This is a genomic window from Paenibacillus methanolicus (genome assembly GCF_008124765.1).
Classification (GTDB): Bacteria; Bacillota; Bacilli; order Paenibacillales; family Paenibacillaceae; genus Paenibacillus_Z; species Paenibacillus_Z methanolicus.
In genome coordinates this window covers 132621-154823 of the sequence record NZ_VNHS01000004.1, presented here as the reverse complement: position 1 = coordinate 154823, position 22203 = coordinate 132621, and the positions used below count along the sequence as shown (strand labels likewise).

General features: G+C 61.0%; 16 protein-coding genes and 1 pseudogene. 8 read left to right on the top strand and 9 right to left on the bottom strand.

Translation table 11 applies throughout. From position 1 onward, the window contains the following. Positions 1–36 precede the first annotated feature (36 nt). Positions 37–259, bottom strand: a pseudogene (locus tag BCM02_RS12320) (nitrilase-related carbon-nitrogen hydrolase); the annotation flags it as partial. A 454-nt stretch (positions 260–713) separates the two neighbouring features. On the opposite strand from BCM02_RS12320, the gene BCM02_RS12315 reads away from it, so the two are divergent. Together BCM02_RS12315 and BCM02_RS12310 are read left to right on the top strand one after the other, a co-directional pair. Then, positions 714–2477: a methyl-accepting chemotaxis protein gene (locus BCM02_RS12315; protein ID WP_148929400.1), complete on the top strand. Its 1764-nt coding sequence runs from the start codon at positions 714–716 to the stop codon at positions 2475–2477. Positions 2478–2579: 102 nt separating this feature from the next. After that, the gene (locus BCM02_RS12310; protein ID WP_187434174.1) at positions 2580–6290 is read left to right on the top strand and encodes a non-ribosomal peptide synthetase family protein; all 3711 of its coding nucleotides are present in this window, start codon (positions 2580–2582) and stop codon (positions 6288–6290) included. Between the two features lie 166 nt (positions 6291–6456). On the opposite strand, the gene BCM02_RS12305 is transcribed toward BCM02_RS12310, so the two are convergent. Next, positions 6457–7140 carry a copper homeostasis protein CutC gene (locus BCM02_RS12305; RefSeq protein ID WP_148929398.1) on the bottom strand — a complete coding sequence of 228 codons (684 nt, stop codon included), beginning with the start codon at positions 7138–7140 and terminating at the stop codon, positions 6457–6459. Between the two features lie 43 nt (positions 7141–7183). Beyond that, positions 7184–9745 carry a UvrD-helicase domain-containing protein gene (locus BCM02_RS12300; protein WP_246183346.1) on the bottom strand — a complete coding sequence of 854 codons (2562 nt, stop codon included), beginning with the start codon at positions 9743–9745 and terminating at the stop codon, positions 7184–7186. A gap of 275 nt (positions 9746–10020) precedes the next feature. Here BCM02_RS12300 and BCM02_RS12295 point away from each other — a divergent pair, with 275 nt between their 5' ends. Genes BCM02_RS12295 through BCM02_RS12285 form a run of 3 tightly spaced genes read left to right on the top strand, consistent with a single transcriptional unit; the run spans position 10021 to position 11956 of the window. Continuing rightward, positions 10021–10380 (top strand): GntR family transcriptional regulator, encoded by a 360-nt coding sequence (locus tag BCM02_RS12295; protein ID WP_425466175.1) that lies wholly within the window; start codon positions 10021–10023, stop codon positions 10378–10380. Next, complete coding sequence (locus BCM02_RS12290) at positions 10377–11273, top strand: ABC transporter ATP-binding protein (protein WP_148929396.1); 897 nt, start codon at positions 10377–10379, stop codon at positions 11271–11273. The genes BCM02_RS12295 and BCM02_RS12290 overlap by 4 nt, the downstream gene beginning before the upstream one ends. Next, positions 11270–11956: a hypothetical protein gene (locus tag BCM02_RS12285; protein ID WP_148929395.1), complete on the top strand. Its 687-nt coding sequence runs from the start codon at positions 11270–11272 to the stop codon at positions 11954–11956. The genes BCM02_RS12290 and BCM02_RS12285 overlap by 4 nt, the downstream gene beginning before the upstream one ends. 66 nt (positions 11957–12022) lie before the next feature. Here the strand turns inward: BCM02_RS12285 and BCM02_RS12280 are convergent, their stop codons facing one another. The 3 genes from BCM02_RS12280 to BCM02_RS12270 are packed head-to-tail and all read right to left on the bottom strand — an operon-like array spanning position 12023 to position 13855. Further along, positions 12023–12478 carry a hypothetical protein gene (locus BCM02_RS12280; RefSeq protein WP_425466173.1) on the bottom strand — a complete coding sequence of 152 codons (456 nt, stop codon included), beginning with the start codon at positions 12476–12478 and terminating at the stop codon, positions 12023–12025. Continuing rightward, the gene (locus tag BCM02_RS12275; RefSeq protein WP_148929695.1) at positions 12462–13283 is read right to left on the bottom strand and encodes a hypothetical protein; all 822 of its coding nucleotides are present in this window, start codon (positions 13281–13283) and stop codon (positions 12462–12464) included. The genes BCM02_RS12280 and BCM02_RS12275 overlap by 17 nt, the downstream gene beginning before the upstream one ends. Positions 13284–13309: 26 nt before the next feature. Continuing rightward, positions 13310–13855 (bottom strand): CBO0543 family protein, encoded by a 546-nt coding sequence (locus tag BCM02_RS12270; protein WP_148929394.1) that lies wholly within the window; start codon positions 13853–13855, stop codon positions 13310–13312. A gap of 172 nt (positions 13856–14027) precedes the next feature. Between BCM02_RS12270 and BCM02_RS12265 the strand changes: the two genes are divergently transcribed. Further along, the gene (locus tag BCM02_RS12265; protein WP_148929393.1) at positions 14028–14381 is read left to right on the top strand and encodes a hypothetical protein; all 354 of its coding nucleotides are present in this window, start codon (positions 14028–14030) and stop codon (positions 14379–14381) included. 269 nt (positions 14382–14650) lie between these two features. After that, positions 14651–16234, top strand: coding sequence for a histidine kinase N-terminal 7TM domain-containing diguanylate cyclase (locus BCM02_RS12260; RefSeq protein ID WP_187434173.1), 1584 nt, complete (start codon positions 14651–14653; stop codon positions 16232–16234). Between the two features lie 91 nt (positions 16235–16325). Here BCM02_RS12260 and BCM02_RS35245 read toward each other — a convergent pair whose 3' ends face one another. From BCM02_RS35245 to BCM02_RS12250, 3 genes are all read right to left on the bottom strand, one after another. Next, positions 16326–16469: a hypothetical protein gene (locus tag BCM02_RS35245; protein ID WP_187434172.1), complete on the bottom strand. Its 144-nt coding sequence runs from the start codon at positions 16467–16469 to the stop codon at positions 16326–16328. A 69-nt stretch (positions 16470–16538) separates the two neighbouring features. Further along, positions 16539–17489, bottom strand: coding sequence for a nucleoside hydrolase (locus BCM02_RS12255; RefSeq protein WP_148929391.1), 951 nt, complete (start codon positions 17487–17489; stop codon positions 16539–16541). Between the two features lie 170 nt (positions 17490–17659). Then, entirely contained in the window at positions 17660–20278 is a 2619-nt protein-coding gene (locus tag BCM02_RS12250; protein WP_148929390.1) for an SLC13 family permease, read from the bottom strand. Between the two features lie 216 nt (positions 20279–20494). On the opposite strand from BCM02_RS12250, the gene BCM02_RS12245 reads away from it, so the two are divergent. Further along, entirely contained in the window at positions 20495–21880 is a 1386-nt protein-coding gene (locus BCM02_RS12245; RefSeq protein WP_148929389.1) for a phytase, read from the top strand. The last annotated feature ends 323 nt before the right edge of the window (positions 21881–22203 follow it).

Below are 22203 nucleotides of genomic sequence, written 5' to 3'. Positions count from 1 at the left end.
TCATGCGCAAAACGCGCAAGCGCGCCATCTCCTTGCCCGGTTGATCGCCGCCACGTAGTAGCCGTTGGCCACGGCATGAACCGGCTGCTCCAGCTCCACAGTTAGATATTCCGAGTACCCGCGACCGTCGCCGACGGGTTGAACACGATCTGCGCCCCGCCGAGCCCGAGCATCCGCGCCCATGCCGGTCGCAGCAACTATACACGCCTACCTTAGCGTATGCGGTATTGAGCACCGGATAGTCCAAGTTGCCCGGCTCAAGGTGAAACGTTTGCGTCGTCTTTTGCGACGTCGCGCGTTTCATTCCCATCACGTTCTGGCGGACTTTGCGCCGATCGAGCTTCATGTCGGGATGTCTTCCATCTTACACACCGCCTCGGAACGTCTCATTAGACAAAAGGTGAAAGGGAATCGCGACAATTCCGGCATTTTGTCCAGCATGGCCGCTTAACGGACGGCGGTGCGCATGCGGTGGCGTAACATTCTCTTCCACGACCCCCATTTCGAGACAAAACTAGGACTCTAGCATTATTCACCACCGAAAAACTCTTCAGAAAACGCGCATTATGTCGATAAATAGTTTAGAATTGTAGATAATCTGTAATTCTTTTGTTATATCAGTCCGATATATAAAGCGAGGCTGATAAACGGGTACACGAGGGCGGTCTACAGAAGGACAACTATATTTTAGGACTAATGGAGGGAAAGAAACGATGAAAGAAGGTCAAAAGAAGAATCGCAAGCTTTCGTTTTTCACAAAGAACCTGTTGCTATCCTCGATCAACATCGTCTTGATCGGATCGGTCCTGATCGTAGCCAGCTACTACACGGAGAAGAAGATTCTCGTGGATCAGCTTCACTCGCAGATCAAGACGGTCACCGGCCAATGGGCGGAAGCGGTCGATCCGGTCACCGTGCAAGCCGCGATCGACGAAGGCAGCTACGACGGCGAAGTCCAGGCGAAGCTGCGCGATATTATGGATACGATCAGCCGCTATAATCCGAGCATCGCGCAAGCTTACGTATTCGGCAGCGAGCTTGAAGGCGGCACCCAAACGTCGCTCGTCGCGGTTCCGACGCACCTGGTCGAGCCGCTGAAGGAAGGCGACCTTGGCATCGGCGACCTGTACGAACAGCCCCAAATCCATGCGGACGCGGTAGCGGTCATGCTGGAGACGAAAGAGCCGGTCTTGACGAAATACTACAGCGACGATTACGGCACTTGGGTCACGATTCTGTACCCGATCATGAACGATAGCGGCGAGATTTTCTCCTATTTCGGCGTCGATACGGACGCAAGCGCGATCCCGGACGGCCTGCATAAGCTGCTTGTCTTCGGACTGTCGCTGCTCGGCTTCTTCCTGGCGCTGATTCTGGCGATCCAGTATCTGATCGTTCGCCGCACGCTGTCCCCGATCCGCGATCTGATCAAAGGCATCGAGGAAGTTAGCGCGGGCAACCTGGACATCGTGATCAAGACGGGCAAGGACGACCTTGGCATCATCAACGAGAAGTTCAACCACATGGTCTCCAACATGAACACGACCATGCTGAAAGTCCAAGAAACGTCGAACCACCTGGCGGACTCCGCCAAAGACCTGTTCCACGCATCCGAGCAAAACAATACGCACGCCGATACGATCAACACGAACATCCGCCTGATCGCGGCAAGCATGGAACATCAATCCGGTTCGAGCGAAGACGCGTCCCGTTCCATCGACGAGATGGCCAACGCGATCGAGACGATCGCCCACAGCTCCGTCAGCGCGGCAAGCGATGCGCAGGACGTGGAGAGCAAGTCCGCCGAAGGCGACGTCATCGTGCGCAACATGGCGCAGCAAATGCAGCTGATCACGGATTTCGTGACTTCGACGTCGGCAACCGTTCGACTGCTGGATCAGCGTTCCCAGCAAATCGGCAGCATTCTCGGCCTGATCACCGGCATCGCCAACCAAACGAACCTGCTCGCGCTCAACGCCGCGATCGAAGCATCCCGCGTCGGCGAACACGGCAAAGGCTTCGCGGTCGTAGCCGGCGAAGTGCGCAAGCTCGCCGAGCAATCCCGTGGTTCCGTGGATCAAATCTCGAGCCTCGTGCACGAGATTCAAGAAGAAATCCGCCTGACGGCGGACGCGATGGCCAAAGGCACGAGCGTCGTCGGCCAAGGCGCGACGCTGGCCAACGAGACAGGACGCCTGTTCACGGACATTCTGGAGCTGTCCCGCAAAGTATCGACGCAAATCCAGGACGTCTCCACGGCGGCGCAGCAAATGTCGGCCGGCACCGAAGAACTTTCGGCAACCGCCGAAGAATTGAACAACAACATCCGTTCCACGGCGACCAACTCCGACGAGATCGCGGAATCCGTCGGCCAGCAGAAGCAGCACATGGAAGCGATTCTGCAATCCTCGAATCAGCTTTCCGCTTCGGCCGAATCGCTAAACACGCTCGTCAAACATTTCCGCGTCAAACGTTAAGCCCGTTCGACCGGTCCAACATCGCCGTCCGTTAGGGCGGCGATTGTTGCGCTATATACGCTCATCATGCGATTCACGACAAGAAAGGGAGTAGTACTCGATATGAAGCCAACATCCGCTGCCGCGCCAACCTCGCAGGAGGATGCGCCTGTACTGAACATTCCGCTGGATATGCCGCCGCATGCGAGGCAATACGGCTTTGCCGAAGCCGCTTATGTCCCGAGCGAGCCGGTGATGGCGCGCGCAAGCGAACGATTCAAGGGCGCCGACACGCTGGCCGGCATGGCCGCCGCCGTCTACGCCGCGCTCATGTACCGGTTATCCGGAGGAGAAGAAGAGCTGAACATGGGCATCGCCCTGCATGGCGAACTCGTGCCATTGCAGCTCGATCTCGTCGGCGAAGGCCACACCTTCGATTCGCTCCGCAGCGCCGTCGTCGCGGGTATTCAAGCCGGAACGCCAGAAGCGGCGCGCGCGTTCGCGACCACCTTCCGCCTGAACGCCGAAGGCGCCTCCGCATTGCCGCATGCGAACGAAGTGCTCCGCGCGGAGCTTCGCTTGGAGCCGTCCGCATGGAGCGTCGTCTTCCGTTATGACGAATCGCTGTTGACGCCGCGGTCCGCCGACCGCTATATCGGCATGTACGAGCGTCTGCTCCTGGCCGCGCTCGAGAATCCGAGCGCCGTCATCGGCTCTGTCGATTTGCTGTCCGCCGAAGAGCATGCGTTGTATGAACGCTTCAATGCGACGGCGGCCGATTACGCGCGCGGCGCGACCATCCATCAGGCGTTCGAGCGGATGTCGGAAGCGTTCGGCCCGCGTACCGCGATTTTCACCGACGAAGAGCGTTATACGTACGCGTCGCTGAACGAACGCGCGAATCAAGTGGCCCGTCTATTGCTGAACAGCGGGCTTCGCAAAGGCGAGTTCGTGACGATTTTCATGGAGCGCGGTCTGTCCACCATCGTCAGCCTGCTCGGCGTGCTTAAGGCCGGCGGCGTCTACGTGCCGGTCGATCCCGAACATCCGGAAGATCGGATTCGTTATATTATCGGCGACACGGCTTCCCCTTATGTATTGACGAACGCCCGCTATGCGGCCAAAGCCCGGGCGCTGTGCGAGACGCTGCCGAGCGTGAAAGCGATTGTGCCGGTCGACAACGGGGAATTGGCGCGGCTGGCGGCGGACAACGTCGATGCGGGCGTGCTGCCGGAGGATCTCGCTTACGTCATCTATACATCCGGTTCGACGGGCAAACCGAAAGGCGTGCTCATCGCGCACGAAGGCGTCGTCAACCTGGGGGCCATGATCGGCCGCGAGTTCGCCATTACCGAGGCGGATATTCTCACCCAGTTCGCCACGTTCAGCTTCGACGCTTCCGTCTGGGAGACGTTCGGCGCGCTGCTTAACGGCGCCGCCCTCTACCTGCTCGGCGCGGAAGAGCGCATCTCCGTCGAGGCGTTCGCCCTGGCGGTCGAGCGCACGCAAGCAAGCGTCATTATCGTCCTGCCGACGGTATTCTTCAACGAAGTCGCCGCTCATCTATCGGAGGAAGGCTTCGCGAGGCTCGCTTCCATTCGCAGCATTATGACGGCCGGCGAAGCGCTCTACGGGGAGCAGGTACGCATCCTGCAGCGCCGCCTGTCGCCGAACGTAGGCATCTATAACCTGTACGGCCCGACCGAGTGCACCGTCTGCGCGACGATGTACCGGATCGACGGACCGGTCGCCGAGGACGTGACGCATATCCCGATCGGTACGCCGATCAGCAACTATCAAGTGTACGTGGTCGGTCCTGATCAATCGCTCTGCCCGGTCAACGTGCCCGGCGAGCTGTATATCTCGACGGTCGGCATCGCGCGGGGATATCTCAACCAACCGGACAAGACCGCCGCGGCCTTCGTCGCCAATCCGTTCGCGGAAGGGGAAGTCGCTTACCGCTCCGGCGATATCGTGAAGCTGCGCGCCGATGGCCAGCTCGAATATGTGGGACGACGCGATGCGCAAGTGAAGATCCGCGGACATCGCATCGAGATCGGAGCCATCGAAGATACGTTGGCCAAGCACCCGGAAGTCCACACCGCCGCGGTTATCGCCCGCAAAGAGCCGAGCGGACAGACGATGCTCGTCGGCTACTATACGTCCAAGGACGGAGAGCCGATTGCCGCCGCCAAGCTTGCCGCGCTGCTGCATGAGTCGCTTCCGCCTTACTATGTGCCGAAGAAGCTCGTCCAACTCGCGGCCATGCCGCTCTCGCCGAGCGGGAAAGTCGAGCGCAAGCTGCTCGCGGGCTACCCGATTGCCGAAGAAGAGCCGGAGCAAGCGGGCGCCCGCTTGCTCCTGACGCCGACGCAGAGCCGGATTGCCAACGCTTGGCGCGGCGTGCTCGGCGTGAAACGCGTCGAGCCCGACACCAACTTCTTCGAAGCCGGCGGCGATTCGCTCGACATCATTCACGTGCTGGTGCAGCTGAAGCCGGATTACCCGCAGCTCGTCATCGGCGATCTGTTCCAGTATGAGACGCTGGCCGCGCTGGCCGCGTATGCCGAAGAATCCGGCTCGAACGCTGTGCAACAGCTGTCGCAGACGAGCGGCGTTCAATCTTACGAACGGCTTCGCGAGCTGCCCGTGAATCATGCCGGACTAGCGCCGCGCTCGGTGCTGGCCGCGCCGGTACCGGAGAATATCCTGCTTACCGGGGCAACCGGTTATCTCGGCTCGCACTTGCTATACGATCTGCTGACCGGCTCCGATACGACGATCATCGCGCTCGTGCGCGGCGCCACGCATCAAGCGGCCACGGAACGGCTGAACGACGTCATGACGATGTATTTCGGCCCGTCCGTTCTGTGGCTCATGAACGGCCGCGTCCATGTCGTCGAGTCGGATCTCGAGCAGCCGGGGCTTGGCTTATCGCCCGTGGAAATGCGACTGCTGCCGCGCCAGATCGACGCGATCATCCACGCGGCGGCCGACGTCCGCCACTTCGGGGATGCGCGCAAGTTCGAACGCACCAACGTCGCCTCGACCGTCGAGCTGCTGAAGCTGCTGGATGCGCCGCACCGCATTCATTTCCACTACGTGTCGACGATCAGCGTGCCGGAATCGCTCGCGCAATCCGGCCAATGGGAGCAAGTGGCAGCGGAGAACAAGCTGGCCCGGGAGCTGCGCGTGGACAACGTCTACTCCAGCAGCAAGCTGGAGGCGGAGAAGCTCGTCATGGCGGCCGGAGAGCGCGGCCTTCCGGTTACGATTCACCGTCCGGGCAACCTGACCTGCCACTCCGGCACGGGAAGGTTCCAGCGCAATATCGAGAGCAACGCGTTCTACCAGCTCATTAAGGCGATGCTGCTGCTGGGCAAGGCGCCAATGGCCGATTGGCACGTCGACTTCACGCCGATCGACTTCGCGAGTTCGGCGATCGCGCGGCTCGCGCTCATGCCGGAGACCGAAGGCCAAGTGTTCCACATCGTGAATCCGCATCAGATTCTGTATGCGGATCTCGTCCAAATGATCCGCGATTGCGGCTATCCGGTCGAGCTGATGAGCATGCAAGCTTATACCGAATGGCTGCTCGACGCAAGCATGCCGAAAGACCCCGAGGGCCTGCGCATCGCCATGAGCCAGCTGGGCGGAGACGGCGCGCAGGATTCGCCGCTCGTCTACGACTGCGCCAACGCGTCGGCCTTCCTCGAGGAGACGGCGATCGCCTGCCCGCGGATCGACCAAGCGTTCATTAAGCGCATGATCGATCACGCGGTATCGATCGGGTATTTCCCGCCGGTACGGGAAGCGGTCGCCCAGCTTTCGTAATCAAGCGACGAGGCGTCCGAGATTCCCCCGCCCGCACGACGAAGAGCACCTTCATGTCTGCCCGTAACGGCATGAAGGTGCTCTTTTTTCGCATGACTGCAAGCATAACGGCTCAAAAAAGGCATGGCCCCGCGCACAGGGGACCATGCCTTTCTTTCTCGTTCGCTTATCCTACCGCCGCGCGGATCGCCTGGATCCGCGCGCGAGAGATCGGCAGAGCGAAGCTCCCGTTCTCGCGGGCCGCCGAGCCGAAGTGCACCTCGTGCACGCCGCCGCCTCGCACGACGTCCGCGACCGTCTCCGCCGACAGGCCGTAACCGGCCAGGATGCGCAAATGGGTGCCTTCGGATGCCGCTACCAGCGCGGCCAGCCGTTCGACCGATTGCGGAGCAGGGTTCGGCCCGCCGGAGGTGAGAATCCGCCGAATCTGCGGGTATCCGGCGAGCGTCCGCAGCGCGGCGAACTGATCGGCCGCTTCGTCGAAAGCCCGGTGGAACGTCACGTCGAGTTCGCCCGCCGCCGCAAGCAGCGTATCCAGCGCGGGCACGTCGACGGCTCCCAGCTCGTCCAGCGCGCCGATAACGATGCCCGCGGCTCCCGCTTGCCGGACCGCCGCGATATCCCGCCGCATGACGGCCAAGTCCGCGCTGTCATAGCGGAACGACTGGCTGTGCGGCCGCACCATGACCTGCACGGGGATCGACGATACGGCCGCGGCCGCCTCGATCAGGCCAAGGCTTGGCGTCAGTCCGCCCTCGGCAATGCCCGTCACCAGCTCAATCCGGTCGGCGCCGTAAGCTCCCGCGGCGCGCACGTCCGCGATGTTCGTTGCGATTACTTCCACCAGCATGCGATATCGAACTCCTCGATTTCATAGTAAGGTCCCTGGCGCGTTAACCCGCCGGCACTTCGCGCGTTCCCTTCTTCATCGGCGACTTGCAGAGCGGGCAGGCTTTGCCAGCCGCGCCTTCGTCCTTCTGGATCATAATGCGCGTCCACGCTTTGCAGGAAGGGCTCGAGCACAACCACGCCGGCACCGTAATCTTCCGGCCGGCTCCATCGCCTTTCTGCAGCACGGCGCGTTCAGGCTCGCGGGCGCCCGCCCGCTGCCAGCTCATGGACGGGGCGACGCCGTCCGTCCGGCGGATGCCGGGTCCCGTCTCTTCCCGACTCGCATAACCGCCGGCGCCTCGTTTGCGCTCTTCGCCCCAGCCGTCCCGACCGGTCGCGCCGTATCCGCCGCGCTGGCCGTCGCTCTCCCGCTTCGGCGGCGCGCCCCAGCCGTCCCGACCGGTCGCGCCGTATCCGCCGCGCTGGCCGTCGCTCTCCCGCTTCGGCGGCGCCGTCACGCCGAACGCCGACAGCAGGAACCGCGATACCGCCGCCTTCTTGCCCCGATAATAGGCCGGCGAGCTGATGATGAGCTGCTCCTTCGCGCGCGTCACGGCCACATAGGCAAGCCGCCGTTCTTCCTCGATCGCTTCGTTCGCTTTCTGACCGCCGCTCTTCAGCTTCGCGAACGTATCCTTTATCCGGTCGGCGTCGAGCGACGAGCTGTGCGGCAGACTGCCCTCGGACGCGCCGATCAGCAGCACGACCGGGAATTCCAGCCCCTTGGAACGGTGAATCGTCATGAGCGCCACCCGGTCGCCCTGCTCTTCGCGCTTCTTGTTATCGTGCTCCTCGCTCTTCTCCATGACATCGCTGATGAAGGCGAGGAACGCCTCGAGCGTGTCGAACCGGCTGGCCGACGCCTCCAGCTCGTCGAGCATCTCGCGGAGCATCTCCTTGTGCTGCGTCGCGTTCTGCCGCTCGACCGTCTCCATGTGCCCGTCGTAGAACTTCCGCCGGATATGCACGATGGCATCCGCCGGCTTCATCGCGGCAAGCGATTTGATCAGCAGCAGCCGCTCCTTGATCTTGTCCTTCTGATAATCCTTCAGCTCCGGCCAGCTCAGCAGATGGATGAGCGGCCCCTTCTTCGCGCGGATCGCGTCCTGCTCGCGAATGAACGTCATCCCCCGGTCGCGGGAGATATAGAGCGTCGGCAGAACCCCTTCCATCGCATTGAAATCCCGTCGGTACAGCGCCAAGCGCAAATGATCGACGACCGGCTTGATGATCCAGTGCTCATAGAGCAGCTGACCGTCGCCGTATTCGATGAACGGCACCGACTGCAGGAGCAGCTGCTCCATGATCGCGCGGTTGTTGCTCGCCGAACGGTACAGCACCGCGAAATCCCCGTACTGCCGCCGTCCTTCCGCCACCTCTTCCTGAATAAAGGCGAGCGTCTTGGCCGCTTCGTCGTCCGTCGACTTGGGCGTCATGTAGCGCGGCACGTCCTCGCTCTGCTTCGTCGCCTGCAGCGTCTTCGCGCGGCGCGCCTTGTTATGCTGGATGATCGCGTTGCCCAGCCCCACGATCGCCGAGGTCGAGCGGTAATTAATATCGAGCGTGACGACCTTCGCGCCGGGATACGTCTCTTCGAATTTCAGAATGAACTCGCTCCGGGCGCCGTTGAAGGAATAGATCGTCTGGTCGTCGTCGCCGACCACCATCAGGTTGCGGTGCGGAGCGACCAGCATCTTGACCAGCTCGTATTGCAGGAAGTTCGTATCCTGGAACTCGTCCACCATCACGTAGCGAAACCGGGTCTGGAGCGATCGAAGCAGCTGCGGCCGCTCCTGCAGCAGCCCGTGCGCGAGCAGCAATATATCGTCGAAGTCGATTTTGCCGTTCTCCTGCTTCCATGCCTCGTAGCGGAGCAAGACCGCCTTCGTCTCCCGCTCCGCGTCGGTGCTCTCGGGCATGTCCGAGACCGCGATCAGATTCATTTTGTACGAGGATAGCACCGCCAGCAGCGTCTCCGGCTGGTACGTGTCCTGCAAGCCGAGCTCGCGCATCATCTGCTTCAGCAAAATATGCTGGCGCCGCGTCTCGCTGAATACGTCCTCCCGTATGCCCTGTCTGCGGAGCATGTAGAGGAAGAAGGAGTGGAACGTCCTTGCCTCCACCGACCCTGCCGCCTCCTTGCCGACGCCAGGCAGACGGGCGATGCGCTCGCGCATCTCGGCCGCCGCCTTCGTCGAGAACGTCATGAGCAGCAAGCTGCGCGGGTCGGCTTTCCTCACCGTCAGCAGGTAAGCGGTCCGGCAGACGAGCACGCTCGTCTTGCCCGAGCCCGCGCCGGCCAGCGTCAGCATCGGTCCCGTATCGTGGCGCACCGCCCTTGCCTGCGCTTCGTTCAGCCGGATGCCGTGCAGCGACAGCCGCTCGAAGAAAGCCGCGTCGTCCGCCGCATGGCGAAGCGGCCCGGCATTCGGCGCCATCCGCGCCTTCGGGATTCGTTTCTCTACCGCGCCGAGCGGCAGTTTATATAGCGTGGGAGCAGCCGGTTCGCTTGCTTCCGCGGATTCGTGTTCTTCTTGCAATTGTTCGTGCAAATATTCGTTCATGCGTTGCTCTCCTTACGTTCCGTTCCGATCTCTCTCCCTATTATAGTCGAAGTCCACGCGCAAAAGTAGAACTTATGCTCGCATTTTTTGCTGGTAAGGTCGTTCGGAAAGCCGCCATCCCTGTTCTGAAATGGCGGCTTTTTCAACTCGCAATAATCTGGATGGACAAGATTACATTTTTTGGGTTGCGACCCTGTTGACACGGCACCCCTTTACTTATATAGTTAGTTACATGAGTAATTAACCGGTTAGGTGGTGAGGTTGTGGGGGTACACATGGACGAAGACCGTCCGATCTTCGTGCAGATTGCCGAACGGATCGAAGACGACATCATTGCGGGCGCGCTCGGCGAGGAGACGCAGGTGCCTTCCACGACGCAGTTCGCGGCATTCTACCAGATCAATCCCGCTACCGCGGCGAAAGGCGTCAATTTGCTTGTTGATCAAGGCATACTCTACAAGAAGAGAGGGATCGGCATGTTTGTAGCGCAGGACGCGCGGGCGGTATTGGTGGAGAAGCGCAAGGAACAATTCTACGAGCAGTATGTCATCGCTATGGTAAGAGAAGCGGCGAAACTCGGCATTACGACCGATCAGCTGACGGACATGATTCGCAAGGGAGGAGCTGCCCAATGAACGCGATCGCCAAAGTTACGCGGTTAAGTAAAGTCTATAGCGGCACGGCCGCCGTCGCCGGCGTGAGCTTCACGCTCGAAGCCAACAAGATTTACGGCCTGCTCGGCCGCAACGGCGCGGGCAAAACGACGATCATGCACATGCTTACCGCGCAATCGTTCCCGACGAGCGGCGAGATCGCCGTCTTCGGCGAGGCGCCCTATGAGAACGACAAGGTGCTCAGCCGCATTTGCTTCATTAAGGAGAGCCAGAAATATCCCGACCATTACCGGGTGTGCGACGTGCTCCGCGCGTCGGCGCTGTTCTTCCCGAATTGGGACGCGGACTTTGCCGAGCGTCTGCTGGCGGACTTCCGCCTGCCGCTGAAGCGGAAGGTGAAGAAGCTCTCCCGCGGGATGCTGTCGTCGGTAGGCATTATCGTCGGTCTCGCGAGCCGCGCGCCGCTGACGATATTCGACGAGCCGTATCTCGGTCTCGACGCGGTCGCCCGAAGCCTGTTCTATGACCGGCTACTGGAGGATTATGCCGAACACCCTCGCACCGTCGTGCTCTCCACGCATCTAATCGACGAAGTCAGCCAAATGCTCGAGCATGTCCTCGTCATCGACCAAGGCCGCTTGCTGCTGGACGAAGACACCGAGGATCTGCGCGGCAAAGCGTTCGCCGTCTCGGGCGCGGCCGTCAAACTGGAGGCGTTCTTGTCCGGCCGCCAAGCGCTGGACAGACAATCGCTCGGCAGCATCGGCACCGCGGTCGTCTGGAGCGAACGCGGCGCGGAAGACCGCAGAGCGGCGGAAGCGGCTGGCCTTGAGCTTGCGCCGGTCTCGCTCCAACAGCTCGTGGTTTATTTAACGAACGGCAAACTACAGCAGAAAGCGGGGGATGCGCGATGAACCGGACCATGCGCGTGTTGACGCTGCACCTACGGGAAAGCAGCCTATGGTTCCTTATGCCGTGGGGCATCATGATGATGAGTTTCGTCGTTAACTTCATCATCGGCCTTTCGATCGAGCAGGAGCAGGGCATGTATACGGGCGGCATCGCTTCGCTTTATATTTACCTTTTCGTGACGGGCATCATTTCCGTAGCGCAGACGTTTCCTTTTCTGCTCGGCTTCGGCATTCGGCGCAACGATTATTTCATCGGCACCTCCGCGATGGTCGTCATCGTCGGCATCGTAACCGCCGCTCTGATGCAGGCGTTCGCGGCCCTCGAGTCGGCTACCGGCAACTGGGGCGCCAACCTGCACTTCTTCGACCTGCCTTACTTGAATGACGGCCCTTGGTACCAACAGCTGCTCATTCCGTTCGCGCTCGTTCTGAACATGTATTACTCGGGCTTGCTCACGGGTCTCTTTAACCGCCGCTTCGGACATTTCATCACGTTCACCGTGCTCGTCGTGCTGGCCGCGCTCGGCGGTCTGGCCTCCGCGCTCATTACCAAGTACGACAAGTGGCCGCAGATCGGCGAATGGCTGGCGAGTCAAACCGCGTTCCAATATTCGCTGTGGGCGCTGGCGCTCGCCGTCGTCTATGCCGCGCTCAGCTATTTGCTGCTGCGCCGGGCGACCGCTTAATTACCACAACAGGCTAGATTGCTTGCAGGGCTGCCTTTATCGGGTGGCCCTTTTCGCGCTTTGCCGTCAGATCTCGACTCTCGCCGTCCCAAGCGCAAAATGGTGCCACAATATGCGTTCGACCGTATCGCAATGGGACTCGTCGCACTCCACGATCAGGATGACTTCCGAGTTCTTGCCTCGAAGCAGCCGCTGCCGCTTCTTGACGACCTTGTAATAGACGAAATCGATCAAGAAGCCGCACAGAAACCCGCCTGCAGCCCCGATCAATCCCCAATATATCGGCCCCCACGCCAAACGGAATCCGACGCTTGCGCCGACCACCGAGAAGGCGGTGGCCAATGCCGCCCCGGTGCTTAAGAGCGAGACCCCGTCCGTATGGTGGATCGAATCGAATAATTTGCGCTCGAGTTTGCGATTCGTCAGCGGGACGGCGAAAATATCGTTTTTGCCTATTCCGTTCTTCTCCAAGGAGCTGATCGCCAGCTCCAGGTTGGCGGAATGTTCAAACGTGGCGTACACCTGATAGATCGTAATCCCCCGCAATCCTTCCCGTTTTCGCTCTGAAGCCAGGGCGTTGAAAATGATTAATTAAATAGGAACGCTGTTCGTTGGCGTAAAGTTTGTTATTTTCCACCGTGTTCATATACGAATCATAGATCGCGAATCCCCACATGGAAGGCATATACAGCATCCACTGGCGATCCAGAACGTTCGTCGAAGCGGGTATATCGCCCATGAAAAGAAGCTGTATCGCAACAAGCGCCTTCGAGTAGTACAGAAAGACGATCGTCCAGACCATGGCGAAGAAGGCTGTCAGCAGCCGATGGATATGCAGCTGTCCGAGTCCTGGCATGACCGCCGACCAAAAGACGGACATCGCCGGCTTGCGCCGGTCCAAATAATTGATTTCGAGCGATCCGATGACGAACGAATTGAACGGCGCGTTCTCCCGTTCGGCGAGCAAATGCACCTTGTTCAAATCCAGGCACGTCCGGTAGCTGTCCCAAATGCCGAATAGAAACACGGGCAGATACATGAGCATCCATCTCGTGTCTAACACGTCCTTAGCCATTTCGATCTGCCCCGAGAAGGAATACACCATCGCCAGGTTAATGTGAGCCTGATTGTTGACGATTACCTCCCAAATAAACAACACCAGGCCGCGCAGATACTTGCTTAGCAGGAGGTGGCCGAAGCCGGGGAACGCCGCCGACCACCAGGCGATCACGTAAGGATTGCGCAAATGGAATTGGGTGGTGCCGGCCGTACTGATATGGGCTTTATACCTTCTGTGTTTGTTGTCCAAATTGCGGTAGTTCTCCAGTCGACTCACATCCTTTCGTGGTGCTGCTAAAGAGCCCCGAACCTTTGCCTGCGGCTAATGCGATGCGCGATCATGTACAGGACGGCGTAGAGCGGGAGCGAGTATATATACCGCCAATGGAGCCGTACGTATAGTCCCAGCCACTCGGCGATGGGTTCCCCAATAAACGAATTGAACAGCCCAAGCGCAGCCGCGGACCACCAAGGCGAGATGCGGGATCCGTATTGAATCAGCAGCAGAATTTCGACGGTAATCGTCGTCTCCCACGGCACGTAAGGCGGCAGGGAGGGCAGAAATTTATAAGGATAATACCAGAGGCCGAAGCTGTTCCCGATAAAATCAAGCCAGGAGGTGGCGAGCAGACAGAAGCAGCCTGCGTACAGCAAGCGGTCGGTGCTATCCTTCCTGCGGACCAACAGCCACGCCGCAATCGGCCCTACGAACAGAATGGCTTGAAGCCACCATTGCCAGCCGAATAGGATGTGCTCCTTCCACAACTGAAAGTAGTCCTTATTAGCCTGTATGGTCGCATTCACAATTTTTTTAATTTCATCATGCAGGTACTGCTTCATCTTAGCCCCCGATCCTACCGTGGAAACAAGTTAGCGCGCGCGTCAAAATCCGCATTTTCTGGTTACGCTCCCCTGAACAAGGTTCATTTATTCCACTCGTCCGTTATTTCGCCATAGGCCGCGTTCCCTTATAATAGAGTCAGCGTTTTTCGACTGAAGGAGGAACTGTCCCATGTACGACATCACCATTGACTTATATCGCGACTGGATTCAAACCGTGCGCGAAGTGTTCCGTGGCTCCGGGCACCCGCTGCCCGAGGAGCTGGGCGACGACGACATCGCCAAGGCGTATTATATGCAGACGCTGGCAGAGGACGACGCCGTGCTGCAAAGCGCCGCCAACGAGCAGCGTCTGTTCACCATGCAGCAGACGATCCTCGACAATATGGACGCGGTCATCGTGCCGGACATCCGCAAGCGGACCGGATACGAAGGCAGCGTTTTCCGATTCAAATGGGTGTACCAGGGCGGCGAGCATATCGTCGAGGAGCTGTCGCAATACCGCATTCCGCTTGGCGAAGGGTAGAGGGGGGGGGCGCGTGCCTGACGGCGCGCCGGATCGCGCTGCGGTTGGCGTGCCGCCAGCCCCCGCAAGGCTGTATGACCCAAGCCGTTCATGACGTCAGACCTCCGGAGCATCCCCCATGTTGGGAATCCGGGGGATTTTGCGTTGTGCGTACCTCGCCTTGGAAGAGGCCGAAAACACTTCACGCCCGCTTTCGATCTATGTTACGATTCAGGTATGCGCTCAACAAATTCCGACATTTTGTTCGTCATGGAGAGGTATGTACCCGAATGAGTAATGCCGTCCACAACTATATCGTGATTATTTGCGTCTCCGGCGTGCTCAGCGTGCTGCTAGGTATTTACGCCTATACGCTCAAGTCGACCTTCTCCGGGCTCAAAACGTTCGTGTGGATCTCGGTCTTCTCCGCCATTTATACGTTCAGCTTCGCCCTCGAGCTCGCCAGCACGACGTACGAGGAAGCGCTGCGGTGGACGTATGCGGAGTTTTTCGGCATGCCGTTCCTTGCGCCTTGCTGCCTGCTCATGGTCATGCAATACATCGGGTTGGACCGGTTCGTGACGCGGCGCAACTTGATTCTCATGTTCGCCATACCCGCCATCACGCTGCTGATGGTGCTGACGAACGAGTACCATCATCTCTTCTATGCCGATATTTATATTCGCCCGGGCGAAACGTCGCTGTTCCTGGACATTGAGATCGGCCCCTGGTATATCGTCAATGGCAGCTATACGTTCGGCTGTCTGCTGTTCGGCGGCATTCTGCTCATCCGCCAGTGGCGGGGCGCGCGGTCCGCGTACCGGCTGCAGATGGCGATTCTAATCGCGAACTTATATATCCCGATGATGATGTCGTTCCTCTATCTGATGGGCCTCACGCCATACGGCATGGATCCCGTGCCGGTCACGCTGTGCGTGGTGAACGGCTTGTACATCTGGTCGATCGTCACCTCGGGGCTGCTGACGGTCGCGCCCGTCGCCCGGGCGGCGATCTTCGAGAGCATGCGCGACGCCGTGCTCGTCCTCGATCCGACCGGCCGCGTCGCGGACTATAACGGCGCCGCGCTGAAGCTGATCCCGTCGCTCGGCCAATCGTCCATCGGGCGAACGCTGCGAGAGCTTGCGTTCGCGCCGTCCGTTGCGGAACTGATCCCGTCGCTCGAGGCGCTGGACGAAGAGGAACGGGATTTGCGGTGGACGCACGAAGACGGCACGGTCAGTTGGTACAAGGCGCACGCCTGGCCGGTGATGCGGTCCAAGAAGCAGCTTGGCGGCAAAGCGATCGTGTTCGTCGACGTGACCGAATCCGTCCGGCTGCATGACGAGCTGCGGCATTTGGCCACCGTCGACGGGCTGACGCAAATCGCGAACCGCGCGTATTTCATGCGGTCCGCGGAGGAACTGCTGGCCAAGTCGCGGCTAGCCGGGAAGCCGTGCGCGATCGTGCTGCTGGATATCGATCACTTCAAATCCGTCAACGACGAACACGGCCATGCGGCAGGGGACCAAGCGCTCCGGCACGTCGTGGCCCGCTGCCAGCCGCATCTGCGCTCGGTCGACCTGTTCGGGCGTTACGGCGGGGAGGAGTTCGTGCTCTGCCTGCCGGCCACGGATACGAACCAGGCGATGCTGCTGGCCGAACGGCTGCGCGGCGCGATCGCGAGCCATCCGCTTCCGTTGGAGCGGCGTTCGCTCCCCTTGACGGCAAGCTTCGGCGTGGCCGTGAGCCATTCGCCCCACGATACGCTGGACGGGCTGCTGCGCCAAGCCGACGACGCGCTGTACCGCGCCAAGCGGGGCGGACGCAACGCCGTGGAGCCCGGCGCAAGCATGAGAGAAGACGTTCCCGGTTAGCGCCGGGGACGTTTTTTTGTTGCATCGGATGGCGTCTCGACGGGCTGACGGGACGCTGGCGGGTTAACGGCTGGCCGCGCTCAGCCTTGGTTCAGCGTCCGCTCAGGTTCGGAATCGTTATAACGCGGATGACATGAAGGCGATCATTGCCGAGCTGCAGACGAAGTTCCTGAGCTCGAATGCCTCCGGCGCCGTGCGGCTGTCCTCCGGTTTGGCCGAAGCGCTTCGCCAGCACCCCTCGTCCCCATACAGAAAAGGCCGAACAACGCCACACGGCGCTGCTCGGCCTTCCTCCTTGCATCACTTACATAAACACGCTCAAGAACGCGCCCACCGCGCGCTCCGGATCGACGTCGATCGCCACTTCGATCTCCGAGCCGACCGTCGGCTGCGGACGCAGGTCGGCGACGACCATGCCGAGCGTCAGCGGGCTTTGGCACTCGACGCGTACTTTCATCCGGCGGTACGTCACCAGGTCCGGCTGCAGCGCGACCATCAGGGCGAGCGGATCGTGCATCGGCGCGCTGCCCAGGTAGTAGTTCACGTCGCGGTAGAAGTTGAAGTAATATGTCAGCGACTGCTCCATGAACGCGATCATCGCCTTGTTCTCTTCGCGGCCGAAGCGGTTCAAATACTTCAGATGCTCTTCCGTGATGCGGGTCTTGAGCGTAACGTCGAGACCGACCATCGTCACCGGCAGACCGGAGGTGAACACTTGATCCGCCGCTTCCGGATCGCCCCAGATATTCGCTTCCGCGACCGGCGTAATGTTGCCCGGCACGAGCACGTTGCCGCCCATGACGACGACTTTCTTCAGCTTGCGCGTCAGCTCGGGATCCTTATCCAGCGCGTGCGCCACGTTCGTCAACCGGCCGAGCGTGACGAGCACGATCTCGCCCGGCTGCTCGTTCGCCTTGCGGACGATGAAGTCCGCCGCCGACTCGCCGACCGGCTTCTGCGGCGACGGCGCCAGCTCCGCGTTGCCGATGCCGTTCTCGCCGTGGACGTGAGGGGCGAACGTGCCCGGCTCCCGGACGAGCGCGCGCGTCGCGCCGAGCGCCACCGGAATCTCGTAGCCCGGGTTCGCCAGCGCCAGCAGGCGCAGCGTGTTGTCCGCCGCTTGTTCGACAGGCGTATTGCCGAACACGGTCGTAATGCCTTCAATATGTACGTTCGGCGCGCGCAGCGCGTACAGAATGGCCAGCGCGTCGTCGATCCCTGTATCGCAGTCAATGATGATTTTCGTTTGGGTCATCGTGCAAGTCTCCTTTAAAATGTACTCTCTCGTATTATGACATATATCGGCGGATTTGATCGAGCCCGCGCGCGATATTCTTCGCAGACGATCCAGCCGTTTGCAGCTAAGACAAAAACCCTCCCGCCTGAGGCCGATGTTGCGCCATAGACGGAAGGGGGACGACACGATTATGAACCTTGAATAAGTCCGAGCCACCGCCAGTACGGCACGCTGAGCACCGCGACCAGCACGACCGCCGCCGCGTAGAACAGCGCCACGAGCTGACCTTGCCGATGGCTGAACGCCTTTTCTTCCGAACTGTAGTAGGCGGTCAGATACGTCGGCGACTGATAGGCGAAGAAGAACGGATCGGTCGACAGCAGAATGATGAAGACGGCGATCCACGGATCGACGCCGGCCTTCTCCGCCAGCGGGATCAGCGCCGTGACGAGCAGAATGACCGCCGGGTCGTCGCGCACGACCAGCGTCACGAGGAACGATAGCGCGATGACCGCGCAGAGGAACAGCGTCGGCGAAGCGATGAACGCCTCCATATGCGCGCCCAAGTAATCCGATAGGGCGGCCGAGATGCCGAGCGCTTCGGCGGCGTTGGCGAAGCTGAACGCAACGCCAAGGAACAGAAGGAACGGCCAATCGATGCCTGTCAGCACCGCATTGCGGTCCAGCGTGCCGGACAGTACCAGCACCGCGAAGCCGCCCATGAGAATCCAGGTGCCGTCGATGCCGTGAAGAGGCTGGAGCATCATGAGCACAATGCAGCCGACGACGGTCATAAGCGAGACCCGCTCCGCCTTCGTCAGCGGTCCGAGCAGCCGCAGCTGCTCGTCCAGCACGCCGGCCTCGATCGGCCGCGCCGCCGTCGTGCCGCGGAACATGAAGCCGAGCGCGCCGAGCATCACCGCCGCGAACACGGCGAAGCCCGGCAGCGCGTACAGCGCCCACGACAGCCACGACACGCCCGGCGCATCCGGCACGAGTCCGTACGCCATCGCGTTCGTGTATGAGCCGGTCAGCAGGAACGGCGCGGTGAATCCGTAGAAGATCATCGCCGTCAGCCCAAGTCCGGCCGCGCCGCCGCTGCGGTCCCGGAACCCCATGGACTCCGACAGCGTCCGCGCGATCGGGACGCCGAGCGATACTTTCGCCGAAGAGGAGGGGATGAGGGGATTGAGCACGATGCCGCCCGCGACGATGCCCCACAGCTGGCCCCGGTAATGCGGCGGGAACCGTTTGAGCGCGTGCAGCGAGAACCTGTACAGAATGCCGGATCGCGTAATGGCCGCGCTCAGCGCCATGATGAAGATCATATACAGCCACGTCGGCGACGCGAAGCCGGATAGCGCCTGCTCGGGCTCGATCAGCCCGCCGAGCACCCAGAGCAGCACCATGCCGAGCGCCACGATATAATCGGGCACGATGTTCACGATCCACAGCAGCACGGCCGCGATGCCGATCCCGATGAAAATCATCCCGTGCCGCGACAAGTCGCCGACCGGCGGCAAATAAACGAACAACAGCACGCACAGCGCAGCCGCGATCGCGCTGACCCAACCGGCCCAAGGGCCGCCGGCCAATCGGCGAGCCCGCTCGGCTTTCTCCCGGCTGCGCCTGCCGGCCAGCTCCTGGCGGGTGAGCTCATAACCGCGCGCGGAGGTCCGGTTGTATGGATCGGCAGCCTCGGCTAGCCTGAGATACGTCATGGCCCGCTCGTCGTCGCCCAGCTGACGGCACAGATCGGCCCCGCGTTCATACAGTCGCGGGAGCCGTTCGGTATCGCCCTGATCTATCCAGCAAGCGGTTACATCCTCGAGCTTACGCAGCCCCGCTCCGGGATCGAGCGCCTTAGACGCCGCAAGCCAACGTTCCAGCACCGCCGGATATTCGCCCATTAGCGCCGCAGGCGCGCCGCGCAGCGCTTCGAACAACAGCGGGCGGCCGTCGTCGGCCGGATCCTGCGAGCTCTCTGCCTGCTCTGCCGCCTCCAGCGCCGCCAGCCAATCCCCGGCGTCCGCGTACAGCTCGGCGAGCTCCGGCCAGCGCTGCCGCTGGCGGTAGAAGCGAGCGGCATCCTCCCGCCACGCCCGCTTCCGATCGTCTCCGAACCGCTGCGCGGACCGGTCGGACAGCTCCTTCTTGAACGCCGGATGGATGCGGTAACGCCCTTCGCCTCCCGACGGCTCGTCGGCTTCGTGGAACGCCAGCTTCGCGAACGCCGGGTGACGGGCGTATTCTTCGTCCATTCGGCAGTGGAACGTATGGTCGATGAGCGCCTGCGGCGCCGCGGGCAGCTCCGACAGCCACAGCACGATCCGGTCCAGCGGCTCCGACAGCTCCGACAGCTCCTGCAGCACCCACTCGCTCTTCGTCTGCAGCGTATCGTGCAGCTGTCCGTTCGTCGCCGTCAGCCTGCGCGAGAGCATCCGGATGAAATACGCGGAGATCGAAGGATGCTCGGCGATCAGCCGATCGAACGTCTCCCGGTCGATCTCGTATAGCATCATCTCGCCGATCGCCACCACCGTCGCCGAGCGGGTCTCGCCGGTGAGCAGCGCCATCTCGCCCAAGCTGTCGCCCGGCCCGAGGACGGCCAGCGGTTGACGCGTCTCCCCGACCTGCGAATATAGCTGCGCCTCGCCATGCTCGATGATGAACATGCTTTCGCCGAAGTCGCCCTGCTCGAACAGCGCTTCCCCCGCGTGCAGCCGCCTTTTGGCCAGACGGCCGAGCAGCTTGGACAGCTCGACGTTCGACAGTCCTTGAAACAATGCAATGTCCGAAACCTTCATGCCTCTTCGCCCTTCGCCACAATGACTTTTCACCCATTGTACCTAATTTCGCATAACGTGGGAACACATCATCAGGCCGAACGACCCATCCTTGCGTCGAAACGGCTCGAAAGACTTCCTCGCTTCACAACATCTCTATATCCGCTTAATATAGCGCATACAATTTGTCCCTAAGCTTGGTGCATCCATATCTGCCATTTAGGGGGAAACTAGAGTATGAACAAATTCGTATCCGCCATTCTCGCCGCCTCGCTGCTGCTGCCAACGGGCAGCGCGATCGCCGCCACGTCCGCCGCGACGGAGGAGCTCGTGCCGCTGCGGGAGAAACTGGCCGCAATCGGAGCCGCCGTCCACTGGGAAGAAGAAGACAAGGCCATCCTGTTCAAATTGAAAAACGGCATCGCCGGCATCGTGACGCTGGGCGAGAAGGAGTACCGCCTCGCCGGCAAAGACGGCAAGCTCGCGCAGCCGGTTCAAGCCGCCCGGGGCATTATCCACGTGCCGGAATCGCTGTGGGCCAGCATCGAAGCGGCCAACGCCAAATACGACGGACAAGCCGTCCCGGCCTTCACCGTCAAGGCGCAGGGCGAGACGTCCGCGGTCGCCGACGGCGACGACGCGGCGGACGATCCGGCCATCTGGGTCGATCCCGCGGATTCGGCCAAAAGCAAGCTGATCGCCACGAACAAAGCCGGCGGCGTTCTCGTGTACGACCTTACGGGCAAGCAGCTCCAATCGTATAAGCTCGGTAAAATGAACAATATCGATCTGCGCTACAATTTCCCGCTGGGCGGCAAGAAGGTCGATATCGTCGCGGCCACGAACCGGACGAGCAATACGATCGACGTCTTCACCATCGACGGAAAGAGCGGCGCCCTGAAGTCCGTCACAGCCGCGCCGATCAAGTCGAACATGGGCGAAGTGTACGGATTCAGCCTGTACCACAGCATCAAGACCGGCAAATTCTACGCGATCGCGCTAGGCAAGGACGGCGAATTCGAGCAGTATTTGCTGAGCGACAACGGCAAAGGCAAAATCGCCGGCAAGCTTGTCCGCAGCTTCCAGCTCGCGACGCAGTCCGAGGGCATCGTCGCCGACGACGAGTACGGCACGCTGTATGTCGCGGAAGAAGATTACGCGATCTGGAAATACGACGCCGAGCCGTCCGGGTCGAAGAAGCCGCTCGCGACGGTCGACCTCGCCGACGGCCGCCGCGTGCAGGACGACATCGAAGGGCTGACCCTCTACTATGGCCAAGGCGGCACCGGCTACCTGATCGCTTCGAGCCAAGGCAGCAACAGCTATGCCGTCTATGACCGCCAAGGCAACAACCCGTTCCTGTCGCGCTTTACGATCGCGGACGGCGAGACGGCGGACGGCACGACCGAGACGGACGGCATCGACGTCATCGGCTTCGGTCTTGGCAGCGCCTACCCGTACGGCCTGTTCGTCTCCCAGGACGACCGCAACATGCAAGGCGACAAGCAGCTGAACCAGAACTTCAAGCTCGTCGGCTGGGAGCAGATCGCGGCCGGCCTCCGCGTCAGCCCGTCCGCCGAAGGCGGCGTAGACCCGCGCAAGCTCGTCTGGCGCCGCAACTAACGCGAGACGGTTAGACCGACGACGCGTGAACGAGCACTGCGGTGCCGGAATGCCGCGGCCTCGTATGGAAAACAAATAAGCCGCTCCTTCGCCATCGCCGGATGGGGAAGGAGCGGCTTTGCGCCGTTATCGGTTCTCGTCGCTTGTTGCAGTTCTTCAAGCGGTACATGCACGATGCTTTGAGAGCTTATTATGAGGAAACCTGCTTTCGTAAGTGTGCATACAGCCCTCGGTGCCCCCTCGGCGGAGGGGATTAAGCATTGAAAAACGTCGTTAGCTTTGTCCGCAGGACAAAAGCGTGCCCCGACGAAAACTATCCGCTA